Genomic DNA, 24,357 nt, shown 5'->3' on the forward strand with positions numbered 1-24,357 from the left:
AACATTGTAACAAATAAGGAAATAGAAAACATCCGTTTACAGGATGGCATTACTCAAATCTTGGCGGAGCTGATACACCTTTATCAAAGCGCGAATCACGAAGCGACTCTTTAACCCGTTTGAGGTTGTCCCTGAACTTGGCACCGCGTCGCAACGTGAAGCCGGTTGCCAGCACGTCTATCAGCGTGAGCTGCGCCAATCTTGAAATCATCGGCATATAAACGTCGGTATCTTCGGGCACGTCGAGCAGCAACGACAACGTGGCTTCGCGCGCCAGCGGCGTATCGCGGGAGGTGATGGCGATGACCGTGGCATCGTTTTCCCGTGCAAGCAGGGCAAGCTCGACCAGGTTTTTCGTGCGGCCGGTGTGAGAAATCAGCACAACGACGTCACCTTCGCCCGAATTCATACAGCTCATTCGCTGCATTACGATATCATCAAAATAGATAACCGGGATGTTGAAGCGAAAAAACTTGTTCATGGCGTCGTGGGCGACGGCGGCAGACGCGCCAAGTCCAAAGAAAGAGATCTTCTTTGCCTGCGTCAGCAAGTCCACCGCGCGGTTGACGGCGGTGATATCCAGCGTGTTTTTCACCTGCTCGAGGCTTGCCATGGTGGATTCAAAGATTTTGGTGCTGTAGGCCTCCACGCTGTCCGACTCTTCGACGTTGCGGTTTACGTAAGGTGTGCCGTTGGCCAGACTCTGTGCGAGTTGCAGTTTGAAGTCCGGAAACCCGCGCGTTTCGAGACGTCGGCAAAAGCGGTTAACGGTCGGTTCACTCACATCGGCCATTTTCGCCAGTGTCGCGATACTGGAGTGAATGGCAGTTTGGGGTTCGGCAAGGATAACTTCAGCAACCTTTCTTTCAGACTTGCTGAGGATGTCCAAAAAGCTGAGGATTTTTTCCAGCGTATTCATGGGCGACCACTCAATAGGTTTCATCGATTTCAACGAAAAGGAGAAATCATGTCAGTTTGATGAAAATATACTACGACGCTGAAGGCGGTGGCAGAGACAATCTTGTGAAATCCAAGCTTTTTTTCCAGGAGTTTGACTCAGGTCTAAGTTTCAATATGGTAATTAATGCTCAAATTTGTCATAAAATTACATCAGCTGCTGATTACAGGTTAGCCGATTTGACTACCATGACAAATTTTGTGGTTTTTTAATCATTTATTAATGCTTTAGATCTTGGTTTACTGCCTCTGCCCGATCAGAGTACATTGTTGCTGAAACTCGGAATCTGTTGAAATAAAATTACAATCTACCCAACACATTGTGACGCTCTCTGCGCAGGCACGGCATCACGGTTTAAAAAGGGTATATCCTGCTCTAAGGAGAAGAACATGGCGGTAAACCAACCAGCCCAGGCGTGCGACCTGGTAATTTTCGGTGCTAAAGGCGACCTTGCACGCCGTAAGCTGTTGCCTTCCCTGTATCAGCTGGAAAAGGCTGGACACATTCACGACGACACCAAAATCATCGGCGTAGGCCGTGCCGAGTGGGACAAGGCGGCTTACACCGAAATCGTGAAAGAAGCGCTGACCACCTTTATGAAAGAAAAGCTGGACCCGACCCTGTGGGAAAAGCTGAGCGGTCGTCTGGAATTCTGTAACCTTGATGTCAATGACCTCAAGCATTTCGATCGTCTGGGCAAAATGCTCGACACCGAAACACGCACAACCATCAACTATTTCGCCATGCCGCCGAGCACCTTCGCCGCTATCTGTAAAGGTCTGGGTGAGGCGGGTCTGAATAAAGAACCGGCTCGCGTCGTCATGGAAAAACCGCTCGGCACCGACCTGAAATCCTCGCAGGAGATCAATGACGGCGTTGCTGAATACTTTAACGAAAGTCAGGTTTACCGCATCGACCACTATCTGGGTAAAGAGACCGTTCTTAACCTGCTGGCGCTGCGTTTTGCCAATAACCTGTTTGTCTCCAACTGGGACAACCGCACTATCGACCACGTGCAGATTACCGTTGCCGAAGAAGTGGGTATCGAAGGTCGCTGGGGTTACTTCGACCAGGCAGGCCAGATGCGCGACATGATTCAGAACCACTTGTTGCAGATTCTGACCATGATCGCCATGTCACCGCCTGCCGATCTCAGCACCGACAGCATCCGTAACGAAAAGGTGAAGGTGTTGAAGTCACTGCGTCGTATCGACCAGTCCAACGTGCGTGAAACCACCGTACGCGGTCAGTACACCTCAGGCTTCGTGCAGGGCAAGAAAGTGCCGGGTTACCTCGAAGAAGAGGGCGCGAACAAGAACAGCAACACTGAAAGCTTCGTGTCCATTCGTGTCGATATCGATAACTGGCAGTGGGCAGGCGTTCCGTTCTACCTGCGTACCGGCAAGCGTTTGCCAACCAAGTGTTCGGAAGTGGTGGTCTACTTCAAGACGCCGGCCCTGAACCTGTTCAGCGACTCTTATCAGCAGTTGCCGCAAAACAAGCTGACTATTCGTCTGCAGCCGGATGAAGGTATCGAAATCGAAGTATTGAACAAGGTTCCCGGACTCGAGCACAAGCACCGCCTGCAAACGACCAAGCTTGACCTGAGCTTCTCCGAAACCTTCAACGAGCAGCACATTGCCGATGCCTACGAGCGTCTGCTTCTGGAAACCATGCGTGGCATTCAGGCGCTGTTTGTTCGTCGTGACGAAGTGGAAGAAGCCTGGAAATGGGTGGATGGCATCATGAATGCCTGGTCTGCAGAAAACGAAGCGCCCAAGCCTTATCAGGCGGGTACGTGGGGACCTGTTGCCTCGGTGGCGATGATTACCCGTGATGGCCGTTCATGGAACGAGTTCGGCTAATCCACCGTTGTATTCAGGCACGTCAGGACTAAGGGGCAAATACATGGCCAATTTCGTCGAGTTTTCCGGTGCGGCGGCGCTCAACCAAAACCTTTCCGGAAAAATGGCTGACGCATTGCGCCAGGGCATTGCGGAACGAGGTCAGGCCACATTGATTGTTTCGGGCGGCAGAACGCCGCTCGAGCTGTTCAGACACCTGTCTCGACAGGAGCTGGACTGGAGTCGCGTTACTATCACGCTTGCCGATGAGCGCTGGGTAACGCGCGACCATGGTTCCAGCAACGAGAAGATGGTGCGCAACAGTCTTTTGCAGGGTGAGGTGGCCAAGGCCACCTTTATTGCGCTGAAGAATGCGGCCACGACGGCGGCAGAAGGCGAGGCGCAGACCGAAGAGGCATTGGCCGCGTTATTCTTGCCGGCCGATGTGACCTTGCTGGGAATGGGCGATGACGGACATATCGCCTCACTGTTTCCCGGCAGCGCCAATCTTCCGCAGGCGATGGACTTGCAGTCAACGCGGCGCTGCGTGGCCATCACGCCCATTACCGCGCCCCTCGAGCGTATGACGCTGACGCTGCCGGTTATCCTTGACAGTCGGCGGATCTATTTACTGTTGGCCGGTGAAGCCAAACGCGAAGTTTACGAGCGTGCGGAAAAAGGCACCGATCAAAATGATATGCCCGTAAGGGCAGTATTGAATCAGCAACAGACCCCCGTAGAGGTTTACTGGACCGCGTAACGGGCATAAATGGAGACAAAGATGAAGAACTGGAAAACAAGCGCAGAACAGATCCTGACCTCGGGTCCGGTCGTTCCGGTCATTGTTATCAACAAGCTGGAGCACGCGGTGCCGATGGCGAAAGCGCTGGTAGCCGGAGGCGTTCGTGTTCTTGAAGTCACGCTGCGCACCGACTGCGCGCTTGAGGCCATCAAGGCGATTGCCCGCGACGTGCCCGAGGCCATTATTGGTGCCGGAACCGTGCTGAATCCGCAGCAGTTGGCCGAAGTCACGGCGGCGGGCGCGCAGTTTGCCATCAGCCCCGGCCTGACGGAGCCTCTGTTAAAGGCGGCCAATGAAGGGTCTATTCCCCTGATTCCTGGTATCAGCACCGTCTCGGAACTGATGCTGGGTCTTGATGCGGGTCTGCGTGAGTTCAAGTTCTTCCCGGCGGAAGCCAATGGCGGCGTCAAGGCGTTGCAGGCGATTGCCGGTCCGTTTCCTCAAGTGCGCTTCTGCCCGACCGGCGGAATAACGCCGGGCAACTATCGTGATTATCTGGCGCTGAAAAGCGTGCTGTGTATCGGCGGGTCGTGGCTGGTTCCGGCGGATGCGCTGGAAAGCGGTGACTATGCACGTATCACGCAGCTTGCACGTGAAGCGGTAGCGGGCGTCAAAGGCTGATTAAGCCGGTAGACGTCATAAATAAAAAGCCTCCCATGATAATGTGGAGGCTTTTTTTATGCCCTGCGAAAAGAACTTACAGCGCAGCGACGACCTTGATTTCAACCTTGTACTTCGGGTTCATCAGATTGGCCTGCACGGTGCAGCGCACAGGTGCATTGCCCGGCGACACCCAGGCATCCCAGGCTTCGTTCATTGCGGCAAAATCGTTGCCGTCGACCAGAAAAATGGTCGCATCGAGGATTTTGCTTTTATGGGAGCCGACTTCGAGCAGCGCGGCATCAATGATTGCCAGCGTTTCGGCGGTTTGCTCGCGGGCGTTGGCGTCCAGATTTTCGGGGACGCTGGTGTAGTACACGGTTTCATTATGAACCACGATGTCTGACATGCGGTGTTCAGGTCTAATGCGTTGAATAGACATAAAGATTGCTCCTGAGTGTCGTTGTTTTAAGAAGTGGGGTCAGGGTAGCACATCATTGGTGGACAGTGGACCTACAGATGATGGTGGTACTCAAGGGCAAGGATGGGCATAATCAGCGCTGAATTTCCAACCGCAGGTTTAGTGTGATAGACGATTTCGCAACAGACGGCGCATTAGCGCAAAAAATTGAGGGGTTTAAACCCCGTGAACCACAGCGTCTGATGGCGAATGCCGTTGCTCTGGCGATACAAAACAAGCAGGGTCTGGTCGTCGAAGCGGGTACCGGTACCGGTAAAACCTATGCCTATCTGGCTCCGGCTCTACGTTCCGGCAAAAAAGTCATTATCTCGACCGGTTCCAAGGCCCTTCAGGATCAGCTCTATTCACGCGATTTGCCTAAAGTGGCCAGTGCGTTGAAATTCAAGGGCAAACTGGCGCTGTTGAAAGGGCGCTCCAACTACCTCTGCCTTGAACGACTCGACCAGCAGTCGATGACCGGCGGCGAACTGGCCAGCCAGTCACTCAGCGACCTGGCGCATTTGCGCAGCTGGTCCGCCAAGACGGAAGAAGGCGATATCAGCACCTGCAACGTGGTGGCGGAAGACAGCCATGTCTGGCCGCTGGTCACCAGCACCAATGACAACTGTCTTGGCAGCGATTGTCCGATGTACAAAGAGTGTTTCGTGGTCAAGGCCCGTCGCAAGGCGATGGATGCCGACGTCATCGTGGTGAACCATCATCTGTTTATGGCGGATATGGTGGTCAAGGAAGGCGGCTTTGGCGAGCTGATTCCGACCGCCGATGTGATGATCTTCGACGAAGCGCACCAGATACCGGATATCGCCAGCCAGTATTTCGGGCAACAGTTAACCAGTCGCCAACTCCTTGATCTGTCTAAAGACATCACCATTGCCTATCGCACCGAAGTGCGCGATTCGGCGCAGCTGCAAAAAAGCGCCGACCGGTTGGGTCAAAGCGCGATGGACTTTCGTCTGGCGCTGGGCGAGCCGGGTTTTCGCGGCAATCTGCGCGACGTGCTGGCCGATAATTCCATTCAGCGTGCGCTGGTCCTGCTCGATGACGCACTGGAACTCTGCTACGACGTCATGAAGCTGTCGTTGGGCCGATCGGCTCTGCTCGACGCCGCTTTCGAGCGCGCCACGCTTTACCGCAACCGGTTAAAAAGGCTCAAAGACGTCAGCGTGCCGGGTTTCAGTTACTGGTATGAATGCAATTCGCGTCACTTCGTGCTGGCCTTGACGCCGCTGTCGGTCACCGACAAGTTTCGTGAATTGATGAACGACAAGCCGGGCGCCTGGGTCTTTACCTCGGCGACGCTGTCAGTGAACGAAAAGCTGGCGCATTTCACCGCTCGTCTCGGGCTGGACGGTGCCGAAACGCTGCTGCTCGCCAGTCCGTTCGATTACGCCAATCAGGCATTGCTGTGTGTACCACGCTATCTGCCATCGCCCAACGAGCGCGGCGGTTCACGCCACCTGGCGCGAATGTTGCGCCCGGTCATTGAAGCCAACCAGGGACGCTGCTTCTTCCTGTGCACGTCGCACCAGATGATGCGTGAACTGGCAGAAGAGTTTCGCGCGAGCATGACACTGCCCGTGTTGGTGCAGGGCGAAACCAGCAAAGGGCAGCTGCTGGCCCAGTTTGTCGAAGCCGGAAATGCGCTCCTGGTCGCCACCAGCAGTTTCTGGGAAGGCGTCGACGTGCGCGGCGAAACCCTGTCGCTGGTCATCATCGACAAACTGCCGTTTACCTCGCCCGACGACCCGCTGCTCAAGGCGCGTATTGAAGATTGCCGTCTACGCGGCGGCGACCCGTTTAACGAAGTTCAACTGCCGGACGCCGTCATCACGCTGAAGCAGGGCGTGGGGCGACTAATCCGCGACACCGACGATCGCGGCGTGATGGTTATCTGTGACAATCGGCTGGTCATGCGGCCTTATGGCGAAGTCTTTTTAAACAGCCTGCCGCCCACACCGCGCACCCGCTCTCTCGACGAGGCAATCAAGTTTTTGCACCCGCGCTGATATGTTATGATGCGCCTTATCATTATTGATTTTTATCCCGCCTGAGGTTTGGCATGTCCACGCGAATTCTAGCAATTGATACGGCGACCGAAGCCTGTTCCGTTGCATTGTACAACTCGGCCACGTCGGCTGAAAACGGCGAAACGCTGGCTCATTTCGAGCTTTGCGCCCGCGAACACACTCAACGTATTCTGCCGATGGTGCAGCAGATTCTGGCAGAAGCCGGATTAACGCTGAACCAGCTCGACGCGCTGGCCTTTGGACGCGGTCCCGGCAGCTTTACGGGCGTGCGCATCGGCATCAGCATCGCACAGGGGCTGGCGTTTGGGGCCGAGTTGCCGGTGTTGCCTATCTCCACGCTTCAAACCATGGCGCAGGGTGCCTACCGCAAAACGGGCGCAGAGCGCGTGCTGGCGGCCATCGATGCGCGTATGGGCGAGGTTTACTGGGGCGAGTACACGCGTGAATCTCACGGCGTCTGGCACGGTGAAACCACAGAAATCGTCATTAAACCTGAGCAGCTCGCCTTGCAGGAATCTGCGCTTGGCGGGCGCTGGGCCACGGTCGGCACGGGGTGGCAAACCTATCCGCAGCTCGTGGGTTCAGCTTCCGTTGAACTTGTCGACGGTACAATATTGCTGCCACAGGCGGAAGATATGTTACCTCTCGCGCTCGATGCGTGGGAGCGCGGCATCAGGGTCAGCGCCGATCAGGCCGAACCGACCTATTTGCGTAATGAAGTGACCTGGAAAAAGCTTCCCGGCCGATAAGCATCGGCAACTTGTGCATGAATTCGCTGTCGAAGAGTTAATGTTCCCAGGGGTTGTAACCATGCGTGAAATCTTCACAAGTAAGAAGTTTGTTGCCTTAGCCGTTGGTCTGAGTGTTTTAGTGTTGTCAGGTTGTGCTACCGTGCCGGAAGGCATTCGTGGCACCACCACCACGCCTCAAATGAATCTGGCTGCCGTACAGAGTGCGCCGCAGCTTTATGTCAATCAAGAGGCGCGTTTTGGCGGCCGGGTGGTGGCCGTTATCAATGATAAAAACCGTACCCGACTCGAAATCGCGGCGATGCCGCTGGATTCGGCCGCGCGACCTCTGCTGGGCTCACCGTCGATAGGCCGCCTTGCCGCCTATTACAACGGTTTCCTCGATCCGGTCGATTTCAAAAATCAGCTGGTTACCGTGGTCGGGCCTATTACCGGCTCTGAAAACGGCGCAATAGGTCACTCGGATTATCGTTTTGTCACGGTGAACATCAACAGCATGAAGCGCTGGCGTGAAGTCAAAGAGGTGGTCATGCCGCCGCAGCCGGTAGGAATGTGGGGCTGGGGATACGGCGGTCCTTATGATCCCCGTTGGGGCCGAGGCTTTGGTCCGTCCTGGGGCGGATGGTATGACACCGGTCCGGCGCGGGTCGAAACCGTCGTCGCCGAATAGTCCATCACAGGATGATTCGCTACGCATTGGCGCTTAAAAAAGACCCATAAGCCCAATCATTCGTTCTTCAAATAATTTCTTAGGCGGGAGCATACTCCCGCCTATCATTTCATCAGTTATCTTTGACCTTCATCAAGGTTTAATTAACTACTGGCGGCCACATCACGTTTCGTGGCAATTTTCTGTAATACTGTGAATGGACCTGCAAACTTTTGGAAAATCGTGCAGGTTAATATCCTCAATCACAGGAACGTGAAATGAATAAACACCCTTATAAAGATATGATGCTCCCCGTTTCCTGGAGTACGGTCAGCATTTCTCCGGAAGATACGCAAAACTCAACGGACTACTTTTTTGGTCTTCATTTTGAATATCGACTGGATGAGGGAGAAACACTTCCCTCGGCGAAAGATATTATCGTGACGCTGGATATTAATACGGCAAGAATAATGATTGAGAACCTTCAGTCGTGGGTCGATTATATACAAAGCGGTGCTTCGGCACCTTATGGGTTGGTGAGTCATTAACTACCCGACTTCAATGGGTAAGTCACCATAACCGATAACGTATTCCTTTAGTAACACACTTTTAGAGACACATTCAGCAAAAGGTATTAGTTGATTCCCTAATTGGCGGCATTTTGCCGCCTTTTTATTTTTCACCAGGAAATGTCCTGTGCAGTACGAATAAAATAACTCGTTATATTTATTGTTTGAATGAATCCAGAAGTTTGAAAAAAAGCCAGCCCGAAGGCTGGCAAAGGTGAAAAAATGGGTGCTCTCTCTTCATGCCAAACTGCTGCGGGCAGCAACATGCACCGCCCGCAGCAAGGTTTACCTCACAACATTACAGGCTAGATAAGCCGCCACCTCCGTAACACCACTTTTATACTGAACCTCGCAGAGCGAGGGGCGGGTAAGTAAAGTGAACATTAATAGAGTTAAACAGATAATGGTTACAACAGCGAATATCAATTTATGTGGCATTTTAGCCCCTTTTAGCTTGCATTTAAGCATGTGAGGCGCTACTTTTATGTTTCTGTGCATGAAAGAGCGCCTCGGATTGTTTTATTAAACGATTCGGGGCTTTTCTCTTTTTAAACCTTGCATCACTCCTTACGCTGTCAATTATATAAGTTATAAAAGCTCGGAATAGAAAGATCCGAGCACCCGCAAAGACAGTATCAGGTTTTAATTGATTAAGCTGTGAAAAAAAGCTTTGTTAAATATATTGAAATAAATTGCTCTGCTATTAATAGAGTCTATTACCGATAGAGGTAACCTGTAATGAGTAACTTCTTCCTTGTGATTTACCTGAGTGATTATATTAAAATCGTTATTTTACGTTTTGGCGTGCAGGTATTAAGGTCGCAACTTGTTCAACTCGCTAAATGATGTCATTTTTTTCATTCTCGTTCACCCTATTTGCCGCCGTTGGCATTGAATAAACCAAAACGCTATACTTCGGAATATTATCCATGCTGCAGCATTTTTTACCCCTTTCGAAGCCATGGAATTGCGTAGAAAAGTTAAGGTTATCTGTTTAACCGAAGTCGCCTTCAACGCGCCACAAATTAGTGACGCGCCTCTCAACCTAAACATTGTTTGAAACTCGGCTGGTAAGATGAGTTAAAATATTGTTAATTGCATGGTAGAAATGTGCCATAGAGCGCATTGAAATAGATATCAGGAGCTATCCCTTGGAAAAAGTCTGGCTAAAACGTTACCCTGCGGATGTTCCTGAGAACATCGATCCCGACCGTTACAGCTCATTGATTGAGATGTTCGAGAATGCCGCGTTGAAATATGCCGACAGTCCTGCCTTCATCAACATGGGCGAGGTCATGACCTACCGCAAACTCGACGAACGGAGTCGTGCCTTTGCCGCGTACCTGCAAAACGAGCTGAAATTGCAGAAAGGCGATCGTGTCGCCCTCATGATGCCCAACCTGTTGCAATATCCTATCGCGCTGTTCGGCGTTTTGCGGGCAGGCATGATTGTCGTCAATGTCAATCCGCTTTACACCCCCGTGAACTCGAGCATCAGCTTAAAGACAGTGGTTCAAGCGCGATCGTCATCGTGTCCAATTTTGCCGGAACATTGGAGAAAATTGTTGCCAATACCCAGATTCGCCATGTCATTGTCACGCAGATGGGCGATGAGCTGTCACCGATTAAAGGTGCGGTTGTCAACTTTGCTGTCAAATACGTCAAGAAACTGGTGCCGAGCTACCATCTGCCTCATGCCCTCGCTTTCTCGAAGGTGATCGCCAAAGGTCTGCGGCTGAATTATCTCAAGCCCGAAGTTATTAATGACGACATCGCCTTTTTGCAATATACCGGCGGGACCACCGGACTGGCGAAGGGCGCGATGCTGACTCACCGCAACATGCAGGCCAATCTCGAACAATGCAAAGCCGCCTATGGCCCGCTGCTTAAACCGGGACACGAAACGGTCGTCACCGCCTTGCCGCTTTATCACATCTTCGCATTGACCATTAACTGCATGTTCTTTATGGAATTGGGGGGCGCAGTCTGCTTATCACCAATCCCCGCGACATCCCCGGCATGGTAAAAGAGATGGCGCGTTATCCTTTCACCGCCATCAGCGGCGTAAATACGCTGTTCAATGCGCTGCTCAATAATGACGAATTCAAGAAACTCGACTTCTCCAATCTTCGTCTGTCGGTCGGTGGCGGGGCGGCGGTTCAGAAATGCGTTGCCGAACGCTGGCAGGAATTAACGGGGCTGCATTTGCTTGAAGGCTATGGGCTGACCGAATGCGCGCCGCTGGTAACCGGCAATCCTTATGATCTCAAGCGCTACAGCGGCAGCATCGGATTACCGGTGCCGTCAACGGATGTCCGCCTGGTTGACGAAGCGGGTCAGGATGTCGCTCCCGGCGAAGCCGGAGAATTGCTGGTCAAGGGACCGCAGGTGATGCTGGGTTACTGGCAACGGGCGGAGGCAACGGACGAAGTCTTAAAAGAGGGCTGGCTCTCGACCGGAGATATCGCTACAGTGGACGAGCAGGGATTTTTGCGCATAGTCGATCGCAAAAAAGATATGATTCTGGTTTCCGGATTCAATGTTTATCCCAACGAAATCGAAGAAGTTGTGTCGCAGCATCCTAAAGTGCTTGAGGTAGCGGCCATCGGTGTGCCGAGCCAGTCGACGGGCGAGAAGGTCAAGGTCTGTGTAGTCAGACGAGATCCCAGCCTGACCGCCGAAGAGTTGCTGGACCACTGCCGTCACAATCTTACGGCCTACAAGGTTCCGAAAGTTATCGAGTTTCGGGATGAATTACCGAAATCGAATGTCGGAAAAATTCTTCGACGAGAACTACGAGACGAGGTGAAAAAGAGCCCTTCACCCGCAAGACAGAAACGCTGCATGATGCCATAACGCTGCAATTTGCATCAACCGAAGGCCGCCTTCACTCAACGCCGGATTAAGTCCGGCGTTTTCGCGTTATAATGCAAGTAACGCGAATCAGTAATAACCTTTCCAACGCCCGGCGGCAGGATGCAGGCCGAACCGGTTTTTAACAGCGAAAAGAGAAAAAGCTTTGAATTATCAGTTGATCGTTAGCAATGAAGAACTGGCAAAGGTTTGTCAGCAGGCGCAACAGTTTAGCCAGATTGCGCTGGACACCGAATTTGTCAGAACCCGCACTTACTATCCGCAGTTGGGCTTGATCCAGCTCTTTGATGGTGAAACCCTCACGCTGATTGATCCCTTGCCGATTACTGCCTGGCAGCCGTTTATCGAATTACTGACCGATAAAAACGTGGTCAAGTTTCTACATGCCGGCAGTGAAGACCTCGAAGTGTTTCTCAATGCCTTTGGCGTGTTGCCTGCGCCCTTTATCGACAGCCAGATTCTCGCGGCCTTCAGCGGCCGTCCACTGTCCTGCGGCTTTGCCCGTCTCGTTGCCGAGACGACGCAGATAGAGCTGGACAAAAGCGAGTCGCGCACCGACTGGATGGCCCGCCCGTTAACGCAAAAACAGTGCGACTATGCCGCCGCCGACGTGCTGTATCTGCTGCCGCTGGCACGCCAGCTTGAACAGGAAACACGCGAAGCCGGCTGGATAGACGCCGCGCTCGACGAGTGTCTGGCGCTGTGCCGCCGCCGTCAGGAGGTATTGCAACCCGAATCCGCCTATCTCGAAATCGGCAATGCCTGGCAGTTACGTCCCCGCCAGCTTGCCATTTTGCAGAAACTGGCGTCATGGCGTCTTATCCAGGCGCGCCAGCGGGATCTGGCCGTCAACTTCGTGGTGCGCGAAGAGAATCTGTGGCAGGTTGCCCGTTATCAGCCGCATTCACTGGGCGAACTGGAAGCGCTGGGTCTGAGCGGTCCCGAGATTCGTTATCACGGCCGTACCTTGCTGGCGCTGGTGGTTGAAGGCGAAGCGGTTGACGAGGCCGATTTGCCGGCACCTATCCCGAATCTTATCGATCAACCGGGTTACAAGAAAATCTTCAAAGAGATTAAGGCACTGATTCAAACGGTCAGTGAAGAGACGGGACTGAGCGTGGAACTGCTGGCGTCGCGCCGCCAGATAAACCAGCTGTTGAACTGGCACTGGAAGCTCAAAATCAAAGAGCAGGAACCGGAACTTGTCAGTGGCTGGCGCGGAAAACTGCTGGCTGAGCGTCTCGCTGGGGTGCTCGAGCAGGCGTAATTTTTTAACCCGTTCCCCCAGTGTCATGCTCGGGGAACGGGCTCTTCGTTCACGCGCACTCGCGCATCGTTACAGCGCCACGCTCGCAAAATGCCCCGGATATTCCAGCATATCTGCAATCACTTTCAGATTTTCTTCGCAAAGCCGTCGGGTATTGGCCCCTCCGAGACAGATTCTCAGCGCATCGGGCGGATTATTATCGGTGCTGAACGCGGCGCTTGATACGGCGCTCACGCCTTGTTCGCGCAGTTTCACCGCCACATCGGACGGGTTCCAGCCGTGCTGTTTCGGCAGGAACAGCCATAGGTGAAAACCGTCGGCATCGGCGCGGTAATTGAATTTCTGCAAATGTAGCCGGGCCAACTGCTGACGCGCCTGCGCCTCGCCGCGAATCGCCAAAAGTACGCTATCCGCCGTGCCCTCGGTTATCCATTGCGTCGCCAATGCGTTGGTTATCGGGCTGGACATGACGGTCAGCGCCCGCAGCGCACCCGCGAGCAGTTGGGTCGAACGCTTGCCCGGCCCCTTGACATAGGCAATTCGCATCCCTGCGCCAAAACATTTCGACAGTCCGGTCAGATACCAGGTGAGTTCCGGCACCAATTCGGCAAAAGTCGGGAGGGTGGCGTGCGGGGAACCGGGCTGAGGCAGCGCGGCATAGGCATCATCCTCAATAATGGGAATACTGTAACGCAGCGCGATATCTGCCAGCGATTCGCGCCGCCGCAGCGGCATGGTCAGCGTGGTGGGATTATGAATCGTCGGATTCAGGTACAGTGCGCTGACGTGTCCGCCCTGACACTGGTTTTCGAACGCGCGCGGGGTAGGACCATCGTTGTCGCAATCCAGTGCATGCAGCGGCACAGCGAGTTGTGCGGCGATCGCCTTTAATCCCGGATACACCAGATTGCCGACACAGATACTGCCGCCTTTACGCCCCAGCAAAGTCAGCAATCCTACCAGTGCACTGTGAATCCCCGGACAAACCAGCACTTCTTCGGCCATTAACGGCGGCAGTCTTTTGCCAAGCCACAGCATGGCTGCCTCTTTGTCGGCCGCAATTCCGCCAAAATCCTGATACCGCAGCAGGGGAAACAAGTCTTGTCGACTAAACAGATTAAGCGCGCCAAGACGGATCATCTCCCCGATTTGAGCGCCCTCAGGCTCGATGGGCGAGTTCATGGTCATCTCGTAGCTACTGCCTCCGCTTAACGGAATGGCAGGCACTTTTCCCCGGATAAAACTGCCCATTCCCGGACGAGAATCAATCAAGCCGCGTTTTTTGGCTTCGGCGTAGCCTCGTGTAACGGTGGTGTAGTTGAGTTGCAACGCTACAGCTAAATCCCGTAGCGGCGGCAATCTATCCCGCGCCTGAAATTCGCCTGACTGGATCCCGTCGCCAATCAAGTCTGCAATCATCAAATAAGCCGGTCGCTGAGGATGTTTGCGAAGGCTCTGTAACCAGCGTTCATAAATACGTTGCACCATAAGCCGTTAGCGGACGTCACCGCTCCCCGCAAATTGTATGAAAAAACGACTATACCGCGAGAGATCCCGAAATTGCAATCACGGAGGAAGTTGATTGCATCAATGATTGCATATTGATTTTCTATGTGTGCATTTTTAGTGCATAAAAGCATCAGTTTGGTGCGGTTCACGGCAAATAGCCCTTTTCCCGCTGCGGCTTTATCCCTTATTTAAGGCGAAAAAAATTATTTTGCTCAGAAAAGCAGCAGTTGATTTATCAATGATTGCATGGGCATTTTTTTAACTGGCACAGGCTTTGCAATTTCTATCATGAGCCCGCTTCCCATGCACCTTGCAGGGTGCATGGGAAGCCAGTGGGCAAGCCGATTGACCGATTGAGACCTTAATAGATAACGGGAGCCAACCATGCCTAAAGTCACTATGCCGACTCATAAAACCGGGGATTTTCTGGTCGATTACGAAGAAAAAGTGTTTGAAGACGTTAAAGCGGAACCTGGACAGAAAGCGCTCGTCACTTTTCATACCGTGGCCTTTGAGGGTTCGATAGGGTTCGTCAATATGTTGCAGGCCACACGATTGCAGCGCAAAGGCTTTGAAACCTCGATTCTGCTCTACGGACCCGGCGTCACGCTCGGCGTTCAGCGCGGCTTCCCGACACTCGGCGACGAAGCCTTTCCGGGACATCAAAATTACAACAAACAACTGGCGAAATTTATGGCCGAAGGCGGCAAGGTCTATGCCTGTCGCTTTGCCCTGCAGGCCCTTTACGGGCACGGCGAACCGTCGCTGATTGAGGGCATTCGCGCCATCAATCCGCTCGACGTGCTGGACCTCAAGCTTATCCACACCCGTGAAGGTGCGGTGATCATCGATACCTGGACCATGTAAGGGAGGGCGCGAGATGACTCAACAACGCACGGTACGTGCTGCGGCAGTACAGATCGCGCCAGACCTTGACGAGGCCGGCAAGACGCTCGCCAGGGTTTTGGACGCCATCGACGAAGCGGCGGGCAGGGGAGCCGAGATTGTCGTCTTTCCGGAAACCTTTGTGCCTTACTACCCGTACTTTTCATTTATCACCCCCGCGATGACGGCGGGCGCAGCCCATTTGAAACTTTATGAGCAGGCCGTTCAGGTGCCAGGCCCCGTCACCTATGCCGTTTCCGAACGCGCGAGGCTTCGGGAAATCGTGGTGGTGCTGGGCGTCAATGAACGCGATCACGGCACGCTCTACAACACACAGCTGGTATTTGATGCCAGCGGCAAGCTGGCGCTGAAACGGCGAAAAATCACGCCGACCTATCATGAGCGGATGATCTGGGGCCAAGGCGACGCCAGCGGATTGCAGGTGGTCGACACACGCGTGGGCCGCGTCGGCGCACTGGCCTGCTGGGAGCATTACAACCCGCTGGCGCGTTATGCCCTGATGACGCAGCACGAAGAAATCCATTGCAGCCAGTTTCCCGGCTCGCTGGTCGGCCCTATTTTTGCCGAGCAGATGGACGTCACGATTCGCCATCACGCGCTGGAGTCGGGCTGCTTTGTCATCAATGCCACCGGCTGGCTCACCGAGGCGCAGATTGAACGGCTCACCGCCGACCCTGCATTGCAAAAGGGGCTACGGGGCGGTTGCAACACCGCCATCGTGTCGCCGGAAGGTCGCCATCTGGTGCCGCCGCTGACGGAAGGCGAGGGCATTCTGATTGCCGACATGGACATGAACCTCATCACCAAACGCAAACGCATGATGGATTCCGTCGGACATTATGCGCGTCCGGAACTGCTTAGTTTACTCATCAACAATCAGCCTGCGCATTACAGCCGGAACACCGGCAATCAGGCGGTCGACCCGATGTTCAATCAACACGCAGCAGGGGGTGAACATGACTACCCAGACTCTATCCAAACAGCGTCTGATTACTGAGTTACAGACGCAGGGCATTCGCGTACTCAACCCGCAGACGGACCATGTGTCGAGAAAAGGCGGCGCGGGACCCTCGGATCATCAGGCCATGATTATCGACGGCAGTACAGTCATGGTGCCGGTTTACAGCAATTCGGCGCAGTTCTCGCCTTTTAGCGTGCAGCATACGCCGGAGGGCATTGCGCGGCTGATGCGCGACAGTATTCCGCTGCGAGATATCACCTTCGCCAGCAAGCCGCGATTCTACGAGCGCCACACGGCCGACGGGGTGCCGTACTCTTATATCGCCACGCTGCACAGCACGGATGTCCTCGCTACCACGGTGCTGCAAACTTGCATTCGTTATGAAAACCGCCGCAAGGCGTGCAAGTTCTGCTCGATAGGTCAGTCGCTGGCCGCAGGGCGTACCGTGGCGCACAAGACGCCTGCGCAGTTGGCGGAGGTGGCGAAGGCCGCGGTCGAACTGGACGGCGTAAAACATATGGTCATGACCACCGGCACGCCGTCGGGCAGCGATCGCGGGGCCAGGGTGCTGTGTGAGAGCGCGCTGGCCATCAAGGCGGCGGTGGATATTCCGATTCAGGGGCAGTGCGAGCCGCCCGCCGATCCGGTGTGGTATCAGCGTATGAAAGACGCCGGTATCGACGCGCTCGGCATGCATCTCGAAGTGGTCACGGAAAGCGTGCGCGAACACATTATGCCGGGCAAGGCGCAGGTTACCGTCGAGCACTATATGGAAGCGTTTGCCGAGGCGGTCAAAGTGTTTGGCAAAGGGCAGGTCAGTACCTACATACTTGCCGGTCTGGGCGATACCCAGCAGGCGATTCTCGACGTGTGTCAGCGACTGGTCACTCTCGGCGTCTATCCGTTTGTGGTGCCCTTTGTGCCGATTCGCGGCACTCCGCTTGAAGATCACCCCGCGCCGGACGCCAATTTCATGGAGGGGATTCTGCGCCCGCTCGCCAACATGCTGCGCGACAACACGCTGCATTCCCGTGATATCAAGGCAGGCTGCGGCCGCTGCGGCGCCTGCTCTTCACTCGCCACCTATGAAAGCGAATAAGGGAGAATTGCGATGACGAGCCAACCCCAATATTCCGATTACACGGTGAAATGGGTCACGCTGCCGTGGGAGCGCGAACAGGCCTACGCGCTGCGACAAAGGGTGTTTTGTCAGGAGCAGGCGTTGTTTACGGGCGACGATCTGGATGCCATTGACGACCACGCACAGCTTTTGGTGGTCGTCGGCAGTTACGGCGGCTGGCATGAGCAGGTGGTGGGCACGGTGCGCATCCATCAGGATCAGCCCGGCGAATGGTGCGGCTCGCGTCTGGCGGTCGACCCTGCGTTTCGTCGTCAGGGCCAGCTTGGCGCGACATTGATACGCCTCGCCGTGTCCAGCGCCTGCGCTCTGGGTTGTCAGCGTTTTTATGCGCATGTGCAGCAGCAGAACGAGGGCCTGTTTCAACGTCTGCATTGGCACACGCTGGAACGGGAAATCCTGCGGAACCGGGCGCACGTCTTTATGCGTGCCGAGCTGGAACATTATCCGCCGTGTTTCGATCCCCAGAGCGGATTCGTGGTAAGGGGGCGACTACTCCGTTCGGTGGGCGAACTGGCTCCTGCCTGGCTGGATGCGCTTGACTATCATGGCGTGCCGTCGTCGCGCCCGCCGGAGGTGGCCCATGCTTGCGTGTGAAACCGGCATCGACTGGCGCGAACTTTTCGACACCGTGCGCGAATACAGCGGCATTGCGCAAAAGCGTGATATTCAGCTGATTCCGTCACAGCTCGGCAAAGCCTGTGCCCATGATTTTTATCCCAACGGCGACGACTGCGCCGTATTGCCCAACGGTGACAGCTACCACCTGCTGGCAATCGAAGGGTTTATCAACCGCTTTGTGGAAGAAGACCCGTGGTTTGCAGGCTGGTGCGGCGTGATGGTTAACGTCAGCGATATTGCGGCGATGGGCGGACGCCCGCTGGCCGTGGTCAATGCCCTGTGGAGCGCCGGAGAAGACAAGGCGGCGCAGATTCTGGCCGGTATGGCCGCCGCCTCCAGCGCCTTCGGCGTGCCCATCGTGGGCGGACACACCAATCTGCGCAGCCAGCAGACGCAGCTTGCGGTGTCTATCCTGGGTCAGGCGAAAGCGTTGCTGAGTGGCTTCGCCGCCAAACCCGGTCAGGCGATTGTCGCCGCCATCGATCTTCGCGGGGCATGGCGCGCGCCTCATCTCAACTGGAATGCGGCGACCGCCGCCGACCCGGCACAGTTACGGCGTTTTATCGCGCTGTTGCCCGAAATAGCCGAAAGCGGGCTGGCGGTCGCGGCGAAAGACATCAGTCAGGCAGGATTGCTCGGCACGCTGACCATGCTGCTGGAAAGCTCGCAGGTAGGGGCCGACATAGCATTGACGGCGATTCCAAAGCCCGAAAATGAACGCTGGCAGGACTGGCTGTGCGCTTTTCCGAGTTTTGGCTATCTGCTGACCACGGAATTCGAAAACGTTGACGCGCTGCTGGCGCGCTTTCACTCCTGCGGCATCGCCGCCGCGCGCATCGGCGAGGTAACCGACACGCGGCGGCTCAATGTCACGGCCGACCATCGGCAATACTGTTTCTGGGATCTTGCCCATTCGGCCCTGACCGGCTTCGGGCGGCCCGATCGGAGTAATCATCTTTAATCTCAGGAGGCATATCATGCCCGCAATGCATTTTCACGTGTGCTGGCCCGACGGTGAGTCCGAGGTCTGCTATTCTCCCTCGACGGTCATCAGCCAGCATCTCGCCGCCGGAGAAACCTACCGTCTGGCGGAGTTTGTCCGCCGCTGCACTGCGGCGCTGAACGAAGCCAGCCTGCGCGTCGAACAAAAATACGGTTTTGCCTGCTCCAGCGCCAACGACCAGCTGGCGCGAATCCAGAACAGGGCGCGGCATTTTCAACACGACGAACAGGCGCAGGTCAGTGTAGCGGCGATTGAGCCGGTCGGCGCGGGGCTGCCATTATGAACACGCATTCACATCTTGCAGGCGAGGCAAAACCGCAGCATGTTCACACCCTGATTATCGGCGGCGGGCAGGCGGGACTGTCGATGAGCTACGTCCTCAAGCAGCAGGGCGTCGAACATTTGATCCTCGAACGTCATCGACTGGGCTGGGCATGGCGTGAACAGCGCTGGGACAGCTTTTGTCTGGTCACGCCCAACTGGCAATGTCGTTTGCCGGGATTTGGTTATACGGACAGTGAAAGTTTCGCCGGAAAAGATCCCGAAGGCTTTATGGTCAAGGAGGAAATAGTCGACTACCTCGAACGCTACGCCGCGCATTTCTCGCCGCCTCTGCGTGAGGGCGTCGAGGTGACGGGCGTCGATTACTGCCGCGCTGATCAGGCGGGGCGATTTTGCGTGAGCACGCGTCAGGGCGAATTTACCGCCGAACAGGTGGTGGTCGCAGTCGGAAATTATCACCGCGAGCGTTTTCCGCCTTTGTCGGCCCAGTTGCCGCCGCGCATTCATCAACTGCACTCCGCGCAATACCGCAACGCCGGGAGTCTGCCCGAGGGCGACGTGCTGGTGGTCGGTTCGGCGCAGTCCGGGGCGCAAATTGCCGAAGATTTGCATCTGTCCGGGCGCAAAGTGCATCTCTGCGTCGGCAACGCGCCGCGCGTGGCCCGCTTTTATCGCGGGCGTGACGTGGTGGCCTGGCTCGACGACATGGGACATTACCAGCTTAATGTCGATAACCATCCGCTTGGGGAAGAAGCCCGTCAGAAGACCAACCACTACGTCACCGGTCGCGACGGTGGCAGAGATATCGACCTGCGCGCCTTTGCCCTTGAAGGAATGCAGCTGCATGGTCGTTTACAGAGCTATCAGCCGCAAACCACCGGCGACGGCTATCTGCAACTGGATGGCGAGCTTGAAAAGTATTTAAACGCCGCCGATGCGACCGCCGAAAAAATCAAGGACAGTATCGATGTCTGGATAGCGGAACAGGGTATCGACGCGCCCGAAGAATCCCGTTATGTGCCTGTCTGGCGGCCGCCTATCACCGACAACCGGCTCTCTCTCGACAACATTGCCGTCATTATCTGGGCTGTGGGCTTTCACACCGATTTCAGCTGGATAAACCTCCCCGCCTTTAATGCGCGCGGATATCCCATGCATCGCCGTGGCGTTTCTTGCGTCGAGGGCCTGTATTTTCTCGGCTTGCCGTGGCTCTGGACCTGGGGATCGGGCCGTTTTGAGGGCGTGGGTCACGATGCTGTTCATCTCGGCGAACAGATGGCGGCAAGGTCTGTGAAAGAGGGGAAGCAAGAGGCGCTGGACAGTGAAATAAATGCGTTTCGTTAACCGGCACTGGCGAACATTACGACGTCGCCAATGCCGTCAATGAGGCGTTAGCCGTTGTCGCGGAAGCTCGCGTACAGGCTCATGCCGCCGTCAATAAACAGCGTAGTGCCGTGAATGTAGTCGGACAGGTCGCTCGCCAGCCAAACCACCGCGTTGGCGACGTCTTCCGGTTCGCCGATGCGGCCATAGGGAATCAGTTCCAGCATCTTTTTGCCCGCGTCGTCGTCACGGCTTTTGGCATTGATAGCCGTGGCGATGGCACCGGGTGCCACGGCGTTGACGCGAATCCTTTCTTCACCCACCTCCTGGGCGATGCTGCGCATCAATAAATCCACGCCGCCTTTGGAAGCGGCATAGTTCACATGCCCGGCCCAGGGAATCACCTGATGCACCGAGCTCATGTGGATGATTTTACCGCTAGCCCGGCTCACCGACCGCGATTGCTGCTGACGAAACTGCTTCAACGCGCCACGCGCGCAGAGAAACTGCCCGGTGAGATTGACTTCCAGCACCTTGTTCCAGTCCGCCAGCGTCATCTCGCCAATCGGCGCATCCTTCTGCATGCCGGAGTTGGCGACCAGAATATCCAGCGCACCAAAGCTGTCGACAGCGGTGGCAATCAGCCGCTCGACGTCTTCCTCTTTGGACACATCAGCCCCGACGGCAACGGCCTTGCCGCCTCGGGCGCGAATTTTTCGGCCAGCGCTTCGGCCGGTTCGGCGTGACTGTTGTAATTGATAACGACGCAGGCACCGGCCGCGGCCAGCGCGTCGGCACAGGCATAACCGAGGCCCGAACTGGCCCCGGTGACTAAAGCAACCTGGTTTTCCAAAGACAAATTCATGCAAGATCCTCAAGTGAGTTATTTTTATTCACAGGATCAAGTATGGAACCCTTTGCCCGTTTTGAAAGGCACGCCGTCAGAAATTGATGAGCGGCCTCTTATATTACGACGTGGTTAAATCTGCGAAGCGCCGCCATCGGCAAAGATTTCTGTTCCGTTGATATAGGCGGCGGCGTCACTGGCCAGAAACGCTACGGCGTTGGCAATTTCAGCAGTGCTGCCAATTCGGCCGATAGGGCTTCGATCGCTTAACGCCTGAATCACCTCATCGACATTGCCTGGCAGAAATTCGCGCAGTGACGTTGTATCTACCGGCCCCGGACTAAGAATGTTGATGCGAATGCCGGAACCCTTGATATCGACAATCCAGCTGCGAACCATCGCGCGCAGCGCGGCTTTGGTCGCGCCATAAACGCTCATTCCCGCTCCCGGATTTATCGAGGCGGTCGAGCCGGTAATCACGATGCTGCTTCCTGCCTTCATCAGCGGCAGGGCTTTCTGCACGGTGAACGTAATGCCACGGACATTGGTGGTAAATTGGCGGTCGTACTTTTCGACAGTAATCTGTCCCAGAGGTTGAATATCGCCGACGCCCGCGTTGGCAATCAGCACGTCAAGGCGGCCAAAATCGGCCTGAATATGCGCGAACAGCGTGTCGAGCTCTTCAAGGTTGGCGACATCGAGCGGGTAGGCCTTGGCCTCTGCGCCGAGCGACGCCAATGCCGTTTCAAGCTTTTGCGGATTTCGACCGGTAATGATGACTTTTGCGCCAAGTGCGGAAAGCGTCTGGGCAATGCCAAGCCCGATACCTGAAGAGCCGCCGGTGACGAGGGCGATTTTGTTGTCAAATGAGAGAGTCATAACGATATTTCCTTGAGACAGTGAATGAATTTATATAGTGATCACTACATGAATAAGCCGCTGTAAGCAAGGGAGTGAAGGTGGTTATTTTAAAAGAAACGGTTTATCAACAGGTTAAATTTATCAATTGATGCCATTCTTTTTAGCGACTACTATATGAGGATTGCAAAGGAGAAAATGTATGAGTGACAAGAGCCGTCTTCGCCGTCCGCCGTTTGACCGCGAGGCGGGTGTCGCGATTGCCCAATCGCTGTTCCATCAACGCGGTTATGACGCTGTAAGCATTGCCGATTTGACGCAGGCGCTGGACATCAAACCGCCGAGCTTTTACGCCGCCTATGAGAGCAAGGCGAAACTGTTTGAACGTACCTTGCAGCGGTATTCGCTGGAAAACAGGTTGCCGCTGGACAAGATTCTGTCGCCCGACAAGTCGGTGGCGGAGTCGATAGAAAGTTTGCTGGTGGCTGCGGCTCGTCAATATGGTCGTCACGCGCAGCAGCGTGGCTGCATGGTGATGGAAGGGATGCGGGCGGATGACAGCGTGGCGCGGCAAATTGCCTGTGATATGGCACAACCCGGCAATAAAATGATCCTCGCGTGGCTGAAATCGGTGTATCCCGAGGCGGCGGAAAGCCTTGCCGATTTCATCATGATTACGCTACGCGGTTTATCCTCGGCGGCGCATCTGGGCATGTCGCAGCGCCGACTGATTCAGGCTGCCAGAATGTCGGCCGGCGCGGCGGGCATTGCGCTGGCCGAAAAGGCCGAACAGCCAGAAAATATCGAACAATAAACTGTGCCCGGTCGGAGGTTATTCGCGGCCGGTCACTTGTTAAGGCGCGCGATGCTGCGCTACATCGCGTTCCGCTCGCTTTACTCTCTCTTCTTGATAGAAACTCCCATGCTTCATGGGAGTTCTTTGAAACCTGCCTGACGCAATCTTGTTGTAGATCTTCATTCCCTCTCCCTCAAAACCCCCAAATTGTTAAAATAGTAACATTTATCACGATTAGCTGAATCGCCCGTTAAAGCGCAGCAAACGGAATGTTGAGAGTGAGATGAATGTCACGTAATTAACATTGCTTGCTTGGTATTGTTATTTTAACAACATTTCTAACAAGGCTTTTTTACAGGGGAAAGTGATGGATATTGCCGTCATCGGTTCAAACATGGTCGATTTAATAACCTATACCAACGTGATGCCGAAAGCGGGCGAAACGCTTGAAGCGCCCGAGTTCGCGCTGGGTTGTGGAGGGAAGGGAGCCAATCAGGCAGTGGCCGCCGCGAAGCTTGGCGCAAAAGTCATGATGGTGAGCAAGGTGGGCGAAGACCTGTTTGCCGAAAATACCGTCGACAATCTTCGTCAATACGGCGTCGACACCCAGCATGTCACCGTCGCGCCCGGCACCTCGAGCGGCGTGGCACCCATCTTCGTCGATGATCAGTCACAAAACCGCATTCTGATTATCAAGGGAGCGAATGCGATGTTGGCCCCGGCCGATATCGATGCTGCCGCCGAGTCGTTGAAAGCCTGTCGACTCATCGTGCTGCAACTCGAGATTCCTCTGCCGACCGTCTATTACGCCATCGACTTTGCCCGTAAACACGGGATCAAGGTCATCCTTAATCCTGCGCCTGCGGTCGCGGGGCTGGATATCGCCTATGCCTGCCAGTGTGACTTCTTCATGCCCAATGAAACCGAACTCGAAATTCTGACGGGTCTGCCGGTCGCTACGGAAGACGATGTCTTGCGCGCCGGGCGTGTGCTGCTCGGCCACGGTTTGAAAAATCTCGTGATTACCCTGGGCAGTCGCGGATCTCTCTGGATGCAGGGCGACGAGGTTTACCGCGTCAAGCCGACGCCCGTGCAGGCCGTGGATACCAGCGGTGCCGGTGATGCCTTCATCGGCTGCTTTGCCCATTCCCTGATTGAACAGGGCGACATAGCCAGAGCGATGCAAGCCGCTTCGGCTTACGCCGCCTGTAGTGTGACGCAAAAAGGCACGCAACGTTCCTATCCCGATGCCGACACCTTCCATCGTTTTCTCACCGCGTAATTGAGGATTCA

24 protein-coding genes and 1 pseudogene are annotated in these 24,357 nt (G+C 55.1%); 18 read left to right on the forward strand and 7 right to left on the reverse strand.

Annotation, left to right across the window (positions count from 1 at the left end):
• Positions 1-49: 49 nt before the first annotated feature.
• On the reverse strand, positions 50-919 hold the full coding sequence (locus O1V66_RS04595) for a MurR/RpiR family transcriptional regulator (RefSeq protein WP_045046973.1): 870 nt from the start codon (positions 917-919) through the stop codon (positions 50-52).
• 428 nt (positions 920-1,347) lie between these two features.
• On the opposite strand from O1V66_RS04595, the gene zwf reads away from it, so the two are divergent.
• From zwf to O1V66_RS04610, 3 genes are read left to right on the forward strand one after another with little or no spacing between them, the layout of a single operon-like run.
• Positions 1,348-2,823 carry a glucose-6-phosphate dehydrogenase gene (gene zwf, locus O1V66_RS04600; protein WP_045046971.1) on the forward strand — a complete coding sequence of 492 codons (1,476 nt, stop codon included), beginning with the start codon at positions 1,348-1,350 and terminating at the stop codon, positions 2,821-2,823.
• A 43-nt stretch (positions 2,824-2,866) separates the two neighbouring features.
• The gene (pgl, locus tag O1V66_RS04605) at positions 2,867-3,562 is read left to right on the forward strand and encodes a 6-phosphogluconolactonase (protein ID WP_045046970.1); all 696 of its coding nucleotides are present in this window, start codon (positions 2,867-2,869) and stop codon (positions 3,560-3,562) included.
• A gap of 21 nt (positions 3,563-3,583) precedes the next feature.
• A complete protein-coding gene (locus O1V66_RS04610; RefSeq protein ID WP_045046969.1) occupies positions 3,584-4,225 on the forward strand; it encodes a bifunctional 4-hydroxy-2-oxoglutarate aldolase/2-dehydro-3-deoxy-phosphogluconate aldolase in 642 nt (213 codons plus the stop codon).
• A gap of 76 nt (positions 4,226-4,301) precedes the next feature.
• On the opposite strand, the gene O1V66_RS04615 is transcribed toward O1V66_RS04610, so the two are convergent.
• A complete protein-coding gene (locus O1V66_RS04615; protein ID WP_045046968.1) occupies positions 4,302-4,646 on the reverse strand; it encodes a RidA family protein in 345 nt (114 codons plus the stop codon).
• 143 nt (positions 4,647-4,789) lie between these two features.
• On the opposite strand from O1V66_RS04615, the gene O1V66_RS04620 reads away from it, so the two are divergent.
• The 4 genes from O1V66_RS04620 (at position 4,790) to O1V66_RS04635 (ending at position 8,658) form a co-directional block, all read left to right on the forward strand.
• A complete protein-coding gene (locus O1V66_RS04620) occupies positions 4,790-6,691 on the forward strand; it encodes an ATP-dependent DNA helicase (RefSeq protein ID WP_045046967.1) in 1,902 nt (633 codons plus the stop codon).
• A gap of 53 nt (positions 6,692-6,744) precedes the next feature.
• On the forward strand, positions 6,745-7,461 hold the full coding sequence (gene tsaB / locus O1V66_RS04625; protein WP_045046966.1) for a tRNA (adenosine(37)-N6)-threonylcarbamoyltransferase complex dimerization subunit type 1 TsaB: 717 nt from the start codon (positions 6,745-6,747) through the stop codon (positions 7,459-7,461).
• Between the two features lie 61 nt (positions 7,462-7,522).
• Positions 7,523-8,131, forward strand: coding sequence for a Slp family lipoprotein (locus tag O1V66_RS04630; protein ID WP_045046965.1), 609 nt, complete (start codon positions 7,523-7,525; stop codon positions 8,129-8,131).
• Between the two features lie 257 nt (positions 8,132-8,388).
• The gene (locus tag O1V66_RS04635; protein WP_045046964.1) at positions 8,389-8,658 is read left to right on the forward strand and encodes a hypothetical protein; all 270 of its coding nucleotides are present in this window, start codon (positions 8,389-8,391) and stop codon (positions 8,656-8,658) included.
• A gap of 306 nt (positions 8,659-8,964) precedes the next feature.
• Here O1V66_RS04635 and O1V66_RS04640 read toward each other — a convergent pair whose 3' ends face one another.
• Positions 8,965-9,177: a Hok/Gef family protein gene (locus O1V66_RS04640; RefSeq protein WP_072045056.1), complete on the reverse strand. Its 213-nt coding sequence runs from the start codon at positions 9,175-9,177 to the stop codon at positions 8,965-8,967.
• A 653-nt stretch (positions 9,178-9,830) separates the two neighbouring features.
• On the opposite strand from O1V66_RS04640, the pseudogene fadD reads away from it, so the two are divergent.
• Both fadD and rnd read left to right on the forward strand, forming a co-directional pair.
• Positions 9,831-11,535: pseudogene (gene fadD / locus O1V66_RS04645) on the forward strand (long-chain-fatty-acid--CoA ligase FadD).
• 163 nt (positions 11,536-11,698) lie between these two features.
• Positions 11,699-12,820, forward strand: a complete 1,122-nt coding sequence (rnd, locus tag O1V66_RS04650) for a ribonuclease D (RefSeq protein ID WP_045046962.1) — start codon at positions 11,699-11,701, stop codon at positions 12,818-12,820.
• Positions 12,821-12,889: 69 nt separating this feature from the next.
• Here rnd and O1V66_RS04655 read toward each other — a convergent pair whose 3' ends face one another.
• Positions 12,890-14,239 carry an aminotransferase-like domain-containing protein gene (locus O1V66_RS04655; protein ID WP_241481372.1) on the reverse strand — a complete coding sequence of 450 codons (1,350 nt, stop codon included), beginning with the start codon at positions 14,237-14,239 and terminating at the stop codon, positions 12,890-12,892.
• Between the two features lie 474 nt (positions 14,240-14,713).
• Here O1V66_RS04655 and O1V66_RS04660 point away from each other — a divergent pair, with 474 nt between their 5' ends.
• The 7 genes from O1V66_RS04660 to O1V66_RS04690 are packed head-to-tail and all read left to right on the forward strand — an operon-like array spanning position 14,714 to position 20,584.
• Entirely contained in the window at positions 14,714-15,196 is a 483-nt protein-coding gene (locus O1V66_RS04660) for an MSMEG_0572/Sll0783 family nitrogen starvation response protein (protein ID WP_045046960.1), read from the forward strand.
• Positions 15,197-15,209: 13 nt separating this feature from the next.
• The gene (locus O1V66_RS04665; RefSeq protein ID WP_045046959.1) at positions 15,210-16,232 is read left to right on the forward strand and encodes a Nit6803 family nitrilase; all 1,023 of its coding nucleotides are present in this window, start codon (positions 15,210-15,212) and stop codon (positions 16,230-16,232) included.
• The gene (locus O1V66_RS04670) at positions 16,192-17,295 is read left to right on the forward strand and encodes an MSMEG_0568 family radical SAM protein (protein ID WP_187329788.1); all 1,104 of its coding nucleotides are present in this window, start codon (positions 16,192-16,194) and stop codon (positions 17,293-17,295) included. Before O1V66_RS04665 ends, O1V66_RS04670 begins: the two co-directional genes overlap by 41 nt.
• A 12-nt stretch (positions 17,296-17,307) precedes the next feature.
• Positions 17,308-17,931, forward strand: a complete 624-nt coding sequence (locus O1V66_RS04675; RefSeq protein ID WP_269128150.1) for an MSMEG_0567/Sll0786 family nitrogen starvation N-acetyltransferase — start codon at positions 17,308-17,310, stop codon at positions 17,929-17,931.
• Positions 17,918-18,916: a sll0787 family AIR synthase-like protein gene (locus tag O1V66_RS04680; protein ID WP_045046957.1), complete on the forward strand. Its 999-nt coding sequence runs from the start codon at positions 17,918-17,920 to the stop codon at positions 18,914-18,916. Before O1V66_RS04675 ends, O1V66_RS04680 begins: the two co-directional genes overlap by 14 nt.
• Before the next feature lie 16 nt (positions 18,917-18,932).
• Complete coding sequence (locus O1V66_RS04685; protein ID WP_045046956.1) at positions 18,933-19,241, forward strand: MSMEG_0570 family nitrogen starvation response protein; 309 nt, start codon at positions 18,933-18,935, stop codon at positions 19,239-19,241.
• On the forward strand, positions 19,238-20,584 hold the full coding sequence (locus O1V66_RS04690) for an MSMEG_0569 family flavin-dependent oxidoreductase (protein WP_045046955.1): 1,347 nt from the start codon (positions 19,238-19,240) through the stop codon (positions 20,582-20,584). Before O1V66_RS04685 ends, O1V66_RS04690 begins: the two co-directional genes overlap by 4 nt.
• A 47-nt stretch (positions 20,585-20,631) precedes the next feature.
• On the opposite strand, the gene O1V66_RS04695 is transcribed toward O1V66_RS04690, so the two are convergent.
• The 3 genes from O1V66_RS04695 to O1V66_RS04705 form a co-directional block, all read right to left on the reverse strand.
• Complete coding sequence (locus O1V66_RS04695; RefSeq protein WP_269128331.1) at positions 20,632-21,276, reverse strand: SDR family oxidoreductase; 645 nt, start codon at positions 21,274-21,276, stop codon at positions 20,632-20,634.
• Positions 21,204-21,428, reverse strand: a complete 225-nt coding sequence (locus O1V66_RS04700; RefSeq protein WP_269128332.1) for an SDR family NAD(P)-dependent oxidoreductase — start codon at positions 21,426-21,428, stop codon at positions 21,204-21,206. The genes O1V66_RS04695 and O1V66_RS04700 overlap by 73 nt, the downstream gene beginning before the upstream one ends.
• A gap of 114 nt (positions 21,429-21,542) precedes the next feature.
• Positions 21,543-22,289, reverse strand: a complete 747-nt coding sequence (locus O1V66_RS04705) for an SDR family NAD(P)-dependent oxidoreductase (RefSeq protein ID WP_045046953.1) — start codon at positions 22,287-22,289, stop codon at positions 21,543-21,545.
• A gap of 181 nt (positions 22,290-22,470) precedes the next feature.
• Here O1V66_RS04705 and O1V66_RS04710 point away from each other — a divergent pair, with 181 nt between their 5' ends.
• Together O1V66_RS04710 and rbsK are read left to right on the forward strand one after the other, a co-directional pair.
• Complete coding sequence (locus tag O1V66_RS04710) at positions 22,471-23,082, forward strand: TetR/AcrR family transcriptional regulator (protein ID WP_045046952.1); 612 nt, start codon at positions 22,471-22,473, stop codon at positions 23,080-23,082.
• Between the two features lie 349 nt (positions 23,083-23,431).
• Entirely contained in the window at positions 23,432-24,346 is a 915-nt protein-coding gene (rbsK, locus tag O1V66_RS04715; RefSeq protein ID WP_045046951.1) for a ribokinase, read from the forward strand.
• Positions 24,347-24,357 lie beyond the last annotated feature (11 nt).

Source organism: Rouxiella chamberiensis (assembly GCF_026967475.1).
Taxonomy (GTDB): Bacteria; Pseudomonadota; Gammaproteobacteria; order Enterobacterales; family Enterobacteriaceae; genus Rouxiella; species Rouxiella chamberiensis.